This is a genomic window from Pedobacter sp. UC225_65, assembly GCF_042698365.1.
GTDB lineage: Bacteria > Bacteroidota > Bacteroidia > Sphingobacteriales > Sphingobacteriaceae > Pedobacter.
In genome coordinates, this window is the sequence record NZ_CP170550.1 from 4,330,261 (window position 1) to 4,343,468 (window position 13,208).

Here is a 13,208-nt window from a genome sequence, read left to right on the forward strand (position 1 = left end):
TATTGATCTATTTAGAAATGAAAAAGTATATTTTAATTTTATTTACGTGTTTGGCTTTCTTCTCTTCGGCCTTGGCACAAGACTGCAAAAATTTTATCTACATGACCAACGGTAAAGTGGTAAAATATAGTTCAATCAACCCCAAAGGAAAACTGGTTACAAAAATGGTCTATAGTGTAAAGGCCAAATCTGGTCATAAGGCAACAGTAAGTTCGCAGGTATTTGATGATAAAGGGAAGGAACTAAGTACTGCCGAAGCTGAAATGATCTGTGACGGCAATAGTTTGAAAATTGACATGAGAAATTTTATGCCAAGTGCTAATGCTTCACAGTTTAAAGGAATGACTGCAAAAGCCGATGTTTCTTATTTGAATTATCCAACTAAGATGCAAACTGGTCAAGAGCTACCAGATGGAGATTTTAACATGCAGATGTTTAACGACTCACAAAAAATGGCAGATATTGGTTTTAAAATCATCAATAGAAAAGTAGAAGGTATAGAAAGTATAACTACACCCGCTGGTACGTACGACTGTTTTAAGATCACTTACAATGCAGAACTTAAAACCACCACGTTTGGGATTTCCATCCTGATCAACATGAAAATAACGGAGTGGTATGCTGCAAAATTAGGCTTGTATGTGAAGTCTGAAGTGTCCAATAAAAATGGGAAATTAATGAGTACAACCTTGCTTGATAGCATTGATTGATATAATTTAAATCCAAACCTTGGTTCGTGTCGACACGAACCGAGGAGAGGGTTTTTATGTTGATTGCAATAATTCTTTTGCATTTTGTAGGGCAGAAGCTCCAGGATTTTTTCCACTTAACATTTCCGCAATTGCGCCCACTCTATCCTCTGCACTAAGCTTACGGATACCCGTGGTTGTTTTATTACCCGTTTCATTTTTATAGACAAAATAATGGGAATTACCTTTAGCAGCAATTTGTGGTAAATGCGTAATGGATAAAATCTGCATGTTTTTGCCTAACTCTGCAATTACCTGACCAACTTTTAAAGCAGTTTCTCCAGAAATGCCAGTATCGATTTCATCAAATATTAAAGTAGGTAATGAAGTGTATTTGGCCAATAAAGCTTTGATGGCCAGCATTAGTCTTGACAGCTCACCCCCAGATGCTACCTTATTTACCGGCGCAGGTGCTTGTCCCGCGTTAGCCGTAAATAGTAAGGTAATTTCATCCAAACCATCTTTGTTTAATTGTGTCAGTAGCTGTTGGTTCAAAATGATTTTAGCATTTGGCATCCCCACTTGTTGAAGTGTTTTACTGGTTTCAGTCTCTACCAATTGGATGGCCTTTTTTCTATTCGTACTTAATTCTTGAGCCTTTTGGCTTAGCGAAGAATGTAGTACTTCTATCGTTTTCTTTAACTGTTCGATATGTTCGTCGGAAGAAAGCAGTTGGTTAAGATTGTGTTCGAGCTGTTGTTGGATCGCCAATAGCCCTTCATTATTGGCCACACGATGTTTTTGCTGTAGGCTATAAAAAATATCCAGGCGTTCTTGTATAAATGTCAATCGCTCTGCATTGTGTAGGGTATCTTCCTCTATGGCCGTGATTTCTTGAGTAATATCCTTGATTTCAATAATGCTCGAACGTAACCTATCGTGCAGCGCAACGATTGCTGGATCAAATTTCTCTACCCCACTTAATTGAAGTCCAGCTTCTTTGAGTTGGGTTAGGGCAGAAGCCTCATTTTCTGAAAGTAGGTTTGTTGCCGTCAGTAGATTTCTTTTAATGGTTTCGGCATGGGTCAGTTTTTCCAACTCCTGCTCCAGTTCTTCCTGTTCACCTATCTTTAGCGTAGCCTGTTCCAATTCGTTGAACAAAAACTGCTCATAATCTTGTTTGCTACGAGCTTCATCAGCTTTATCGATCATTTCTTTTAATCGGAGCTGTTCTTGTTTCAATTGTTTAAAACCCGTCCTGTAATCACTCAGTAACTGGGTATGATTAGCTAATGCATCAACAATCAACAACTGAAAATTGGCATCATTGATCTCTTGGGTAGCCTGTTGAGAATGGATATCGATCAGTTGTTCGCCGATCAGCTTAAGAATAGCTAAATTAACGGGCGTATCATTGATGAAAGACCTCGATTTACCATCCATGGATATTTCTCTACGTAAAATACTTTCCTTGAAAAAATCTAAGTCATTGGCTTCAAAAACAGTTTTGAGTTTATCGTCAGCCAATAAAAAAGCACCTTCTATTACACATTTTTTATCTTGATTGAAAAAGTATTTGCTTTCTGCCCGTTGACCCAAGATCAAAGAAAGCGCCCCTAAAATAATAGATTTTCCGGCGCCAGTTTCACCAGTAATGATATTCAGCCCTTGATCAAATTCAATGTCCAGGCTGTCAATTAAAGCATAGTTGCGTATAGAAAGTTTTTGTAGCATATCCAAGTGCTAAATTAGCATAAAAGCTCATCGATATCAAAAATCGATGAGCTTTTATTATGAGATGGAAGATATGGTTATTTAGTTTTTTCGAGTACATGCTCAATTTCCTTTTCCAAACTTCCTTTGCCATCATCATCCTTACCAAAGCCAGAAAAACGAGATACGATTTTGCCATTTGGATCGATCAATACAAAAGTAGGGTAGCTATTTATCCCATATTTCATGGCAATCTCACTGTCTGAGCCCTTCCCATCCCAAATACTTGGCCACTTGGGTTGATCTTATCCAAACCTTGCTGTACTATCTTTTGATTTGATTCTACATAAAAAGTAACAATCTGTAATCGGTCTATATATTTATTATTCAGTTTTTTAAGGTCTTCTGTGGCTAGGATACAAGGACCACAATAGGTTTCTGTAAAATCCAACAAAATGTATTTGCCTTTAAAAGAAGATAAGGTATATTTTTTACCGCTGAGGTCTTTGGCCTCAAAATCATGGTATTCATCACCTTTTTTTAAGGTGTTGCCAACTTTGATATAATTGGTTAATCGAGTACCAAATAACCCATTTTTAAATTTTAGGTCAACAGCTTGCAACATCTTTTCTAGTTGCTCTTTTTTATACTGCGCTCTTTTATAATACAACTGTTGCAAACCTGCATGAGAATTATAGTATTTTGCAATAAATTGATCAGTAATGGCTTCTCTGGTACTGTCTAATTTCGCTACCTGTTTACTCATAGGGGCAGTAATTAGTCGTATGCTATCACTTTGTTTACCAAATACCAATGGCATCAGTATTTTCGTAATGCTATCTCTAGCTTTCCACATAGCTTTAGTGTCTTGAACTAAGATATTTGCTACATCCTGACTTGGAGGATCCTTTGATTTTAACATACCAAGGAAAGTCTTTGGCATCAGCCTTAATGCTAACTTCATCAGCACCCATTAACAGATTGGTAAAATAAAGTGCCTCTTTGGTGCTGGTATAAAGCCAAAAAGCTTTGACACTTGAAATTTTTCCCTTTAGTGTAAATTTTCCATTTACAAGTATGGCACTATCAATATTTTGGTCGGTTGTGTTGTCTTTTAAATAGAATTTAGTGTGTTCTTCAAAACCAGTAAGTTCAGCTTTAATGGTATACTGTTGGGCATTTGCTGCAATAGCAAATAAAAAGAGGGACAAGAAGATGGTTATCTTTTTCATTTTGATTATAGTTTAAGGTGTACTTTTTTGCTTAAGCAAGGAATGCTTTTTTGTTGCGATAAAAGTAGCTTGCTGCTATAATTCAGGGTATTAACGAGTACGAATTGGTGTTAATTAGTGTTAATATTTTGTCCGGAACAGATTATTCATTTAAAAACTCAAGTATTGCCTCATTAAATTTGGTGGGGTTTTCTTCTGGAACAAAATGTGTTTCTCCTTTAAAGATTAGCAGTTTGGCACCTCTGATCCGGGCTGCAATTAATTTGGTATGTTCTGCTTTGATCAGGTCTTTTTCGCCAGCCATTACCAATACTCTTGAGCTGATTTTGCCAAGGTCATCAAGGTTGATGTTTGGCTCCGTTAAAACCATTTTTAGCAATTTTACCATTGTTTTCGCATCTACACTCTTGTCTTTTTCTAATTTAACGATGTCGCGGTTTGTCTGTTTCAAAATGCTTTCATCAACGGCAGCTGTACTAGGATTAAGGTTAGCGCCCATTACCATTACCTTGTTTACATAAGTTGGATATTTGATCGCCATGATCAGCGCCGTATTTCCGCCATCACTCCAACCCAATACATTCACATTTTTTAAATGGAGCGAATCCAACAATGTTTTCATATCATCTGCAAATAGGTCATAAGTAAACTTTTCTGTAGTGTTATCCTTGCTTTTGCCCTGTGCTCTGGTATCTACGGCAATAACTTTATATTTTGCGGATAAGGCAGGAATTTGTTTCGAAAATGCGGCAATAGATTGTCCATTGCCATGCAACAATAGTAAAGGTTCTCCACTTCCATAAGTTTCGTAGTAGATTTTGGTGTTGTTGATGGTACAGAAATTGCCAGTTTTGTTGTTGTTCCCATAATAGGTTACGAAAGAAGATGTACCACCATTTGCTTTGATCAAGAGCGATTTGCCATTTTTTGCATTGAGCGGAGTTAGACTTACCGTTGTGCCTTTTGGCAGTTCTTTATTCTTGATAAAGTTTTTGAGCGGATTTTTATCATTCAGTTCAAAATTTCCATTCTCAATAGGTAAGGTAGACCAAGAACCATCAGGTTCCTGTATTTCAAGTTTCATATTGTCTGCATAGAAGTTTCCATTGCCTTCTTGGAGTACATACAGCCATATTTTTTTGGCTTTGGCATTGATAGTCGACTCGATGGTAGCAGTGTGCCATAGTGTATCAAGATGATTTTTCTTGTAACCATTTGATTGGATAAAATCGTATCTATCTTTCCCAATCTGCATTGTTCTTATAGAAATATTACTGATCGAATCATTTGGTACTGATTTTAAATCTATTGTATAACGAAATTTCTTACCGATATTTTTTTCAATAGGGAGCTCGCTCAGAAAATAGAACTGGTTAGAGAATACCCTGTTTTGGGCAAAACTTTTAGATGTAGTTAGGAGTAACAATAAAAAGAGTAATTTTTTGATCATGGTAATGCTGTGGTATTTTGTTAAGGCTTTTGTTATTTCTGCTTGATTAATCGATTCCGTATTTCTTTTTAATGGCTAATCTTGTCTTTTCATCAGCATTAGCAAACCCAAATCCGGTTTGACTTCCAAAAATCTGATAACCATATTTTAGCCCATATACCCTGTCGATCAGCATTTTTAATGCAGCTAAAGGTATTTCTTTTTCTTGAACTGCTTTTTGGATCACGGGTAAATACTTTTCCATCATTTCTAAATTGGAATGTTGGATCACCAGAAACATGGTTCCTGCTAATTTTTCGCCAACCAATGATTTGCCGATGTAAGTATGATAATTTTGATAAAGCGAATCAATCTGTTTCTGATTTTTAAGGTCTAGGGTTTTTTGTTTATTCAGATCTTTCGAAGTTCTGAATTTCTGATCGGCCAATTCAATGGCATGGATAAGCTTAACCAGATTGAGATTTAGTTTATTCTTTCTTGCATAATCTTCTATATCGAATAGAATAGTCATTGTTCCAGATTTACACAGTGCTAAATGTGTATTGAATAGGTTTTTGATCGGTTCGTAAATCGGGCTTTCATTGATGTTTTTTTCGAACATGATAAAATACTCGCAGCTACCAGGGGCATTTTTAAATTTTTCAAATGCCAATTTGATATTTGCATCACTTTCTTTTAATGTGGCAAAGGCAGTTAAAATGTTAAAATAATCGGCAAGGTTAAAATTGATAGGATTATTTTTTACACTTTTAGCCGTTTCATTTAAGATCATTACACCATAATCAAACTTCTGTTGAGTTACCTGATCACTTTTTTCAGGTTTGTATTTTAGGACCTCATTTTCAAAATCTTTATAACTGAATGCATGGTCTTTTTGTGCTTGTGCTTTAAAAATTAAAATTGTTATGAAAATAAGCTGTACAAGAATTGCTCTTTTGAACATGAGGATTGGATTAGAGATTTGACAAGCGCTATTTATATAAGCAGGGCAGGACACCCAGAAATAATGGATAAAAATTTCGTAGCTGATGATGCGAGGAAGCTTGATGAAAATAAAAAAGGGTAAGAAAATTAAATCCTACCCTTAATTGTTTATCTGTGTGGTTTATTTATTGGTAATGACGCCCAGTCCATTTAAGTTTTTAAATTGGAAATCTGAAGCTTCAGATTTGGTCATCAATTTTAAGGCTTGAAATTCCTCGCTTTTGGTATTAAAAACTTTAAGGGGGGCTCCTTTAGATGGAAGAAACGCTTTTAAGACTCAGTATTTCCATCCAATAGTAGAAAGGTTTTATCACTTTTGATTCCTTTTTTCTTTTTTAGTTCTTCAACATCATTTTCATATTTTTTTCTTAATTCTTGATATTCTGGAGAATCTTGAAGTCTTCTCATTTCTTCAACTTTTTCTTTCCATTCTTTAGAATTGAACTTTTTTTCTAGTTCCTTACTGTTGAATTCTATTTTAGCCATTTTTTCTTTCCACGCTGGAGAATTGAATTTCTTTTCTAATTCTTGGCTGTTTTTTTCAATCCTAGCCATTTTGTCCTTCCATTCTGGAGAATTGAACTTTTTCTCTAGTTCTTTACTGTCGAACTCAATTTTGGCCATTTTGTCTTTCCATTCCTTAGAATTGAATTTCTTTTCGAGTTCCTGACCGTTTCTTTCAATAGCGGCCATCTTTTCTTTCCATTCAGGAGAGTTAAATTTTTTCTCTAGCTGTTTACTGTTGAACTCAATTTTGGCCATTTTGTCTTTCCATTCTGGAGAATTGAATTTTTTTTCGAGTTCTTGACCGTTTCTTTCAATAGCGGCCATCTTTTCTTTCCATTCAGGAGAGTTAAATTTTTTCTCCAATTCTTTACTGTTGAACTCAATTTTGGCCATTTTATCCTTCCATTCTGGAGAATTGAATTTCTTTTCGAGTTCTTGACCGTTTCTTTCAATAGCAGCCATCTTTTCTTTCCATTCAGGAGAGTTAAATTTTTTCTCCAATTCTTTGCCGTTGAACTCAATCTTAGCCATTTTGTCTTTCCATTCTTTAGAATTGAATTTCTTTTCTATGGCCAGGAAATGTTTCCTTAAGCTATCTGGCATTTCATCAATAGAGTTGTAGATGATCTGTTTGCCATTATTTCTAATGATATACTGTTGTTTTCTCTTCGTGCTATCAGTATCAGCTTTAACGGTAAAGTGTTCATTCATTCCTTTCCCCTCGCTGGCAAGTGGTTTTGCAGAGGCCAAGTTATTAGGTTTTTTGGCTTTGATCTGTGGTTTTTTTTCTGGGTTCATCCATGCCAATGAGATTACAGTGGCAATGGCTAAGCTTAAGATGAAGAACTGTTGCTTAGCATTGATATAATTCGTTTTCATATCGGTTATTCTTTTAATACGTTGGTACAAATGTTGATTGTTACCTGTAGCTGCAAGAGACAGTACTGGTGATTGTTTGTCTTTTAATAATTCTAATTTTAATAGGGCATGTGCATAGGTAACAGGAGTGCCTGTGAAATTAACCACCAAGTCATCGCAGGCATGTTCTCTTTCAATATGTATGAATTTGGTGGTCAACCATACAAATGGATTGAAGAACAATAATGTTTCTATACAGGTTTTAACAAGGTTGATGAGGTAATCGTTGCGACGAATGTGTGACAATTCGTGGATCAAGATTGCTTCTACTTGTTTGGCATCCAATTGCGTAGCTAGGGCAATTGGAAATAACACCACAGGTTTAAAGAAACCAATCACTAAAGGCACGTTAACTTTTGGCGAAAGGTAAAATTTAACTGTTTTGTTGATCTTTAATTGGGTAATGGTCAATTCAAAAATCGCTTTCCATTCAGTAGGAACGGCGATGATACCGACACTTTTTAATTTCTTTAACTTGAGATAGCCAGACAATAATACGATCAATTGGATAAGGATACCGATACTATAGATGGATACAACCAATGGGAAATAAGCTTCGGTTTTAAGGTTGATGCTATTGCTTAACCTGGATAATTCTAGAAAAGCTTCTTGATTGATGATTAGATTTGTTGCCGTACTGGACGAAACAGGTATTTTAAAAACTGAAAAAAAGGTAAAACAGAAGCTGGCAAATATGAGGAACAGCGAACCAAATGCAAGGTTATGTTTCAATCTGGCGCTCATTTTTGGCCAGGCCATTAGCACAATAAATAAAATTGCATAGATGATTGCGCCTTGCCATAATGAATGAAGTATGCTCCATCCAATAGCTGTGATCAAATTGTTTACCATGGCTTCCATAGTTTATTTGTTTTCAAGTTTGTCTAAATATTCCTTAATCAAATCAATCTCTTCTTTGCTTGCACTTTTATTGCCTAAAGCCTGCATGACCAATCTGGCCGCAGAGCCATTAAATACATTGTCGATCATTTTGTTGACCAACTGTTGTTGGGTTTTTTCTTGGTTGATCAATGCCCTATAAATATGCGTTTTGGCACTGGTATCACGATCAACTAACCCTTTCTCATGCATGATCTGCATTAATTTTAACGTGGTGGTATAGCCTGCATCTTTTTTATTCAAGGCCTCATGCACCTCGCGAACTGTACAGTTACCTTGTTGCCAAAGCACCTGTAAGATCTCCATTTCGCCTTCTGTTGGTTTGATGTTGGTATTGCTCATTTTGTTACACTACGAATTTTTTCGTATTCAAATGTACGAATGTATTCGTATAATCAAAACATTTTAACAAAATTTTAACAAAAAAAATAAAAAGAGGGGTTTTTTAGTACGCTATGGCTTTAATACATACTGCTTTCAGCTTTGTGGCTTATGCTTTCAGCTTAAAATACAGTAATCATTTTTTCTTCAATCCTTCGTACTTGTTGATATTTGCTGGATCGATTTCGCTCAGGAGGTTATAAGCTTTGATTCCGATCTTGTGGATCTGCAGTTGCCAATACGTTTGTAATTTCTTCAGCTTTGCTGGCAAAATAGACATTGGGGAAGATAGAACCCAGCTTTTGTTTATCCATTTGTTGTAGCGCAGTTAACATGGTAATGATCTTTTTGGTGCCATTGGTCACATTGTCCTGCAATACGTCAAGCCCGTTTAAATGGTAATCGTAGATAAAAACCCGCAATTCCTTAAAGCTGTTGTTCAAAAGATTCTCATTTAACCAATAGCGGTTACGTAGGCCATCAAAAGCTTTCCAACCTTTATTACCAGCCGTTTGTGCTACATTTAACACATTCTGTGCCCTGGCATAGTAGGATGTTCCACCCAGCTTGCTAAAGCTATCTTTGTCTAAACCAATAATAGTGTAGGCATAATAACCGAGTAAAGAGCTTAAATTGGTAATGAAATTCTGGTCGGAGAAATCCAAAGATTGGCCATCATTATAGTTAAAGTTGAAATCTTTGTCACTCATGTTAAGTAATGTACTGTAATACGAGCTACCATAAACCGGTCTGCTCGATTGGATCTGCGCTTCTGCACTATAGGCAGAACTGCCATCCCAGCCAGTAACAGTGATGACGAAATTACATTCTATCCGTTCTTGCGGGAGATAAGTTTCGCTGGTCCATTTATTGTTGTTCAGAAAATCCCGCATGGTATTTTGCAATACCTCAAGGTTTTTCTTGTTGATGTTGGAAATATTTGGTGCCAATAATTGTACTCGGGCATTTAACTCTTGCGCATTTACAAAATAGCTGGATACCCACAATAAGAAGAAGAGACACGTAAATTTTTTCATCAGTATACCGTTTGTAGTTTAAAGCTAAAGGTTGGATCAGCTCAATAACTTGATTATTTCTGCGCAGATATCTTTGGCTACCGCTGTTTTAGATTTGGTTTCAAAGCTTGTTTTCTCAAAAGCGCTGTTAAATATAGTGATTTTATTGGTATCCGTTTTAAAGCCTGCACCCTTATCATTTAATGAGTTCAGTACAATAAGGTCTAAGTTCTTCTTCTGCAGTTTTGCTTTGGCATAAACCTCTTCTTGCTCTGTTTCTAATGCAAAACCAATCAATAACTGTCCTTCCTTTTTAACTTTGCCCAAACTGGCCAGGATATCTGTTGTCTTTTTTAATTGGATGCTAAAATCTTCAGCGTTCTTTTTTATTTTCTGATCAGCAACTTCAATAGGGGTATAGTCGGCAACTGCAGCACTCATTACGGTAATTTGGCTGTCAGCGAAATGTTGGGTACAGGCCAGCAACATATCATTGGCACTTACTACGTCAATTCGTTGCAGGCTGGCTGTAGTTTTTTCAGCCGTTGGGCCTGTAATTAATGTCACGTCAGCTCCTAGCCTTACAAACTCTTCGGCAATGGCAAAACCCATTTTACCAGAAGAATGGTTGCCAATAAAACGGACAGGATCAATGGCCTCGTAGGTTGGTCCAGCGGTAACCAGAACCTTTTTCCCAAGTAGAGGTAAGCCTTTTTTTATTTCTTGCGTTAAAAAAGCAACAATTTCATCAGGTTCCGCCATGCGGCCTTCACCAAATAGCCCACTGGCCAATTCGCCTTTGTTTGGTGCAATTACTGTATTTCCAAAACCCTTTAGGCGTTCGATATTGTCTTGTGTACTTTCATGCTTCCACATGTCAAGGTCCATTGCAGGCGCAAAAAAGACAGGGCATTTTGCAGAAAGGTAAACAGCAGTAAGCAGATTGTCGCAAAGGCCATTGGCCATTTTACCAATCGTATTTGCAGAAGCGGGGGCAATTACCATATAATCGGCCCAAAGACCAAGCTCTACATGGTTGCTCCATACGCCGGTTTCGGCCTCGAAATATTGGGTGTAAACAGGATTTTTAGAGAGGGTTGCTAATGTTAATGGCGTAATGAAATTACTGGCATCAGCGGTGAGAATAACCTTAACGTTTGCGCCAGCCTTGATAAAGATCTTACCAAGAGGGCCGATTTATATGCCGCAATACTGCCGCAAACGCCAAGAATAATGTTTTTTTTGCTAAGCATTTACCTTTGTATAATTACAAGGTGCAAGTTAAGCAAAGCTTTCGCTTATTTTTGTTCTTTTGATGGATTTCTATGATAAATTTTATCATTCAAAAACTCATCAATGGCAATTAAGCTTGGCTTAGGCATACGCTCATAATGCTTGCTGATCTCAATTTGTTCTCTGTTCTCAAAAATCTCTTCCAAGTTATCGTTAGATGAAGCGAACTCGGCCAGTTTGCCATGAAGCTCTTCTTTCATGTTGTTAGAAATCTGATTTGCCCTTTTTGAAATTATCACTAAAGACTCATAAATGTTACCAGTAGATTGATCTAAATCATGTACATTTCTCGTTACCGTAGTATTTGGTATGGCGGGTTTTGGTGTATTCATTATTTTATTGGGGTTTTAATCTCTTCTTTTTTAATACTATCTTTTTGTTTTTCGCTCTTCTTATTAAGCGCATTGTATTTAGCTATATAAGCGGCTTCATCTGCTAATAGTTTCTGAGCAGCTTTAATTCCACTTTCACTATCATCCTTTAGTTGTTTGGCTTCTTTAGCAAACTTGCCATTTGGATGGGCCTCTGTATATTCATTATAATAACCGATTGCCTCGTTAAAACGGTCTTCCTGTCTGTACGGATAACTGTTTTTGGCATACATGTATTGCGATTTCACAATCAACAGGTCCATTTCCTCAGCATACTTGATGTCTGGAAACTCAATCTGTGCATTTTTTAACGCAACTACAGCCGATTTATAGTAACTCACATCGTATCCCCCCAAGGTGTAAAACAACTTCGCATTGTCAAAAGCCTTGGTTTCTAGTTTATCGCGTAGGTTGGCAATATATTGTGCAGCTTGTACAGCCCTTTCACTTTTTGGATAGAAGTTGATGAATAGTTGTAGGGCATCAATTGCTTTATAGGTGTTCTCTTGATCTAAAGAAGACTTTGGAGAATCCAGGTAGTAACAATAAGCGCCATAATATCTACATTCTTCAGCATTCTTACTGTTAGGGTAGGTATCAGCAAATTCTTTAAACTTATATCTTGCCGTAGTATAGTCCTTTAAACGGTAAAGCGTAAAAGCATAATAATAGTTAAGGTCTTCAGCATCCTCCAAACCTCTATAGCGTTGTGCCAATCCTTCAAATAAAACCAAGGCCTTGCTGTAGTCTTTCTTATTATAAAGCCTCATTGCCTCTTCGTACTTTTTACGCACATCGTTGCTTAGGCGTATTTTTTCAAAACGGCTTTTACAGCCCGCTAAGCCAAGTAAAACGATGGTAAAACTTAAAATAATTAGGTGTTTAATTTTAAACATTGTGCAAAGATAAGGTAATAATACGATAACGTCAATTAAAAATAATTACCGCTAAGCTAGATAAAGCCTTTCATCCCATCAAACACTTAACAATTTTTAACATAAAATACTATTCGCAGTTTGATACAACTAGCGCTAACTTGTGTTGATGGTAGGCCTAATTCTTATCCCGCCTTGATATTAGATAATATAGAGAGGGTATAGGTTTAAACGAGGTCGGTGTTTTTGGTTGGAAGTGACCGACCTCGTTATACTATATAGTTATATAAGTAAACTATAAATTAGCAAGCTACAGTAGCGCATACCGTAGGTGCATCAGGCATGCCACAAACATCATTGAGCATCATAGCATAACCAGCAAAAGAATCGGCTGAAAATGATTTGCCATTGTTTAAGCATTGACATAAGAAATAATAACCATTTCCTGGTTCGCCTATTACTGGGATGGATTCTACACCACCTATTATGTTTTTCATTTGCGCCCTGCTTAAGCCTTCTTTCTTTTCAACTAGGTTTTGGATTTGATTTGATTTTTTCATCATCTTTATTTTTTTAGTTTTTAGGATATACTAATATAATGATTAAATAATAGAGTTGGATGCTGTGAACTGATGAAAATGATCACTTGTAGTATATATATGGTATGTCTATTATATAATAAGCTTTATATACTTATATAGATTAGGAATGATGGTTAGATTGTTCTGTATATATAATAGTGTGAAGGTGTCGAGTCAGGATGATATTTTACCATGAACAAACAGCCAGAAGGGCATATTTATAATGCTTCGTGTTTTATTTCAAACTTTTTCTGGTTGTGTTCCATTGGGTTAGGTGTTCTGTTGTATAAAAAGGTTG

General features: G+C 36.4%; 13 protein-coding genes and 1 pseudogene. 1 reads left to right on the plus strand and 13 read right to left on the minus strand.

From position 1 onward, the window contains the following. The first annotated feature begins 17 nt into the window (after window positions 1-17). A complete protein-coding gene (locus ACFJIZ_RS22780; protein WP_379089480.1) occupies window positions 18-710 on the plus strand; it encodes a hypothetical protein in 693 nt (230 codons plus the stop codon). Between the two features lie 54 nt (window positions 711-764). Here ACFJIZ_RS22780 and recN read toward each other — a convergent pair whose 3' ends face one another. From recN to ACFJIZ_RS22845, 13 genes and pseudogenes are all read right to left on the minus strand, one after another. Then, window positions 765-2,423 carry a DNA repair protein RecN gene (gene recN / locus ACFJIZ_RS22785; RefSeq protein WP_379089482.1) on the minus strand — a complete coding sequence of 553 codons (1,659 nt, stop codon included), beginning with the start codon at window positions 2,421-2,423 and terminating at the stop codon, window positions 765-767. A gap of 77 nt (window positions 2,424-2,500) precedes the next feature. Next, window positions 2,501-2,650, minus strand: coding sequence for a TlpA family protein disulfide reductase (locus tag ACFJIZ_RS22790; RefSeq protein WP_379089484.1), 150 nt, complete (start codon window positions 2,648-2,650; stop codon window positions 2,501-2,503). Continuing rightward, window positions 2,647-3,258 (minus strand): TlpA family protein disulfide reductase, encoded by a 612-nt coding sequence (locus ACFJIZ_RS22795; protein WP_379089486.1) that lies wholly within the window; start codon window positions 3,256-3,258, stop codon window positions 2,647-2,649. Before ACFJIZ_RS22795 ends, ACFJIZ_RS22790 begins: the two co-directional genes overlap by 4 nt. A gap of 4 nt (window positions 3,259-3,262) precedes the next feature. Next, a complete protein-coding gene (locus ACFJIZ_RS22800) occupies window positions 3,263-3,634 on the minus strand; it encodes a DUF4369 domain-containing protein (protein WP_379089488.1) in 372 nt (123 codons plus the stop codon). 142 nt (window positions 3,635-3,776) lie between these two features. Continuing rightward, window positions 3,777-5,084, minus strand: coding sequence for an alpha/beta fold hydrolase (locus tag ACFJIZ_RS22805; RefSeq protein WP_379089489.1), 1,308 nt, complete (start codon window positions 5,082-5,084; stop codon window positions 3,777-3,779). A 46-nt stretch (window positions 5,085-5,130) separates the two neighbouring features. Continuing rightward, window positions 5,131-6,027, minus strand: coding sequence for a hypothetical protein (locus tag ACFJIZ_RS22810; RefSeq protein ID WP_379089491.1), 897 nt, complete (start codon window positions 6,025-6,027; stop codon window positions 5,131-5,133). 311 nt (window positions 6,028-6,338) lie between these two features. Beyond that, complete coding sequence (locus ACFJIZ_RS22815; RefSeq protein WP_379089493.1) at window positions 6,339-8,345, minus strand: M56 family metallopeptidase; 2,007 nt, start codon at window positions 8,343-8,345, stop codon at window positions 6,339-6,341. 12 nt (window positions 8,346-8,357) lie between these two features. After that, on the minus strand, window positions 8,358-8,735 hold the full coding sequence (locus ACFJIZ_RS22820; protein ID WP_379089495.1) for a BlaI/MecI/CopY family transcriptional regulator: 378 nt from the start codon (window positions 8,733-8,735) through the stop codon (window positions 8,358-8,360). 236 nt (window positions 8,736-8,971) lie between these two features. Beyond that, window positions 8,972-9,811 carry a DUF4835 family protein gene (locus ACFJIZ_RS22825; protein ID WP_379089497.1) on the minus strand — a complete coding sequence of 280 codons (840 nt, stop codon included), beginning with the start codon at window positions 9,809-9,811 and terminating at the stop codon, window positions 8,972-8,974. A 36-nt stretch (window positions 9,812-9,847) separates the two neighbouring features. Further along, a pseudogene (gene coaBC / locus ACFJIZ_RS22830) lies at window positions 9,848-11,043 on the minus strand (bifunctional phosphopantothenoylcysteine decarboxylase/phosphopantothenate--cysteine ligase CoaBC). Between the two features lie 45 nt (window positions 11,044-11,088). After that, entirely contained in the window at window positions 11,089-11,415 is a 327-nt protein-coding gene (locus tag ACFJIZ_RS22835) for a DNA-directed RNA polymerase subunit omega (RefSeq protein ID WP_379089499.1), read from the minus strand. After that, on the minus strand, window positions 11,415-12,350 hold the full coding sequence (locus ACFJIZ_RS22840; RefSeq protein ID WP_379089501.1) for an outer membrane protein assembly factor BamD: 936 nt from the start codon (window positions 12,348-12,350) through the stop codon (window positions 11,415-11,417). The genes ACFJIZ_RS22835 and ACFJIZ_RS22840 overlap by 1 nt, the downstream gene beginning before the upstream one ends. Window positions 12,351-12,631: 281 nt before the next feature. Further along, window positions 12,632-12,892: a hypothetical protein gene (locus ACFJIZ_RS22845; protein ID WP_379089503.1), complete on the minus strand. Its 261-nt coding sequence runs from the start codon at window positions 12,890-12,892 to the stop codon at window positions 12,632-12,634. Window positions 12,893-13,208: the final 316 nt, after the last annotated feature.

Bases quoted from the DNA above. Each gene is read 5' to 3' on its own strand.
- ACFJIZ_RS22780 (WP_379089480.1), top strand. From the start codon at position 18: ATGAAAAAGTATATTTTAATTTTATTTACGTGTTTGGCTTTCTTCTCT.
- recN (WP_379089482.1), bottom strand. From the start codon at position 2,423: ATGCTACAAAAACTTTCTATACGCAACTATGCTTTAATTGACAGCCTG.
- ACFJIZ_RS22790 (WP_379089484.1), bottom strand. From the start codon at position 2,650: ATGAAATATGGGATAAATAGCTACCCTACTTTTGTATTGATCGATCCA.
- ACFJIZ_RS22795 (WP_379089486.1), bottom strand. From the start codon at position 3,258: ATGTGGAAAGCTAGAGATAGCATTACGAAAATACTGATGCCATTGGTA.
- ACFJIZ_RS22800 (WP_379089488.1), bottom strand. From the start codon at position 3,634: ATGAAAAAGATAACCATCTTCTTGTCCCTCTTTTTATTTGCTATTGCA.
- ACFJIZ_RS22805 (WP_379089489.1), bottom strand. From the start codon at position 5,084: ATGATCAAAAAATTACTCTTTTTATTGTTACTCCTAACTACATCTAAA.
- ACFJIZ_RS22810 (WP_379089491.1), bottom strand. From the start codon at position 6,027: ATGTTCAAAAGAGCAATTCTTGTACAGCTTATTTTCATAACAATTTTA.
- ACFJIZ_RS22815 (WP_379089493.1), bottom strand. From the start codon at position 8,345: ATGGTAAACAATTTGATCACAGCTATTGGATGGAGCATACTTCATTCA.
- ACFJIZ_RS22820 (WP_379089495.1), bottom strand. From the start codon at position 8,735: ATGAGCAATACCAACATCAAACCAACAGAAGGCGAAATGGAGATCTTA.
- ACFJIZ_RS22825 (WP_379089497.1), bottom strand. From the start codon at position 9,811: ATGAAAAAATTTACGTGTCTCTTCTTCTTATTGTGGGTATCCAGCTAT.
- ACFJIZ_RS22835 (WP_379089499.1), bottom strand. From the start codon at position 11,415: ATGAATACACCAAAACCCGCCATACCAAATACTACGGTAACGAGAAAT.
- ACFJIZ_RS22840 (WP_379089501.1), bottom strand. From the start codon at position 12,350: ATGTTTAAAATTAAACACCTAATTATTTTAAGTTTTACCATCGTTTTA.
- ACFJIZ_RS22845 (WP_379089503.1), bottom strand. From the start codon at position 12,892: ATGATGAAAAAATCAAATCAAATCCAAAACCTAGTTGAAAAGAAAGAA.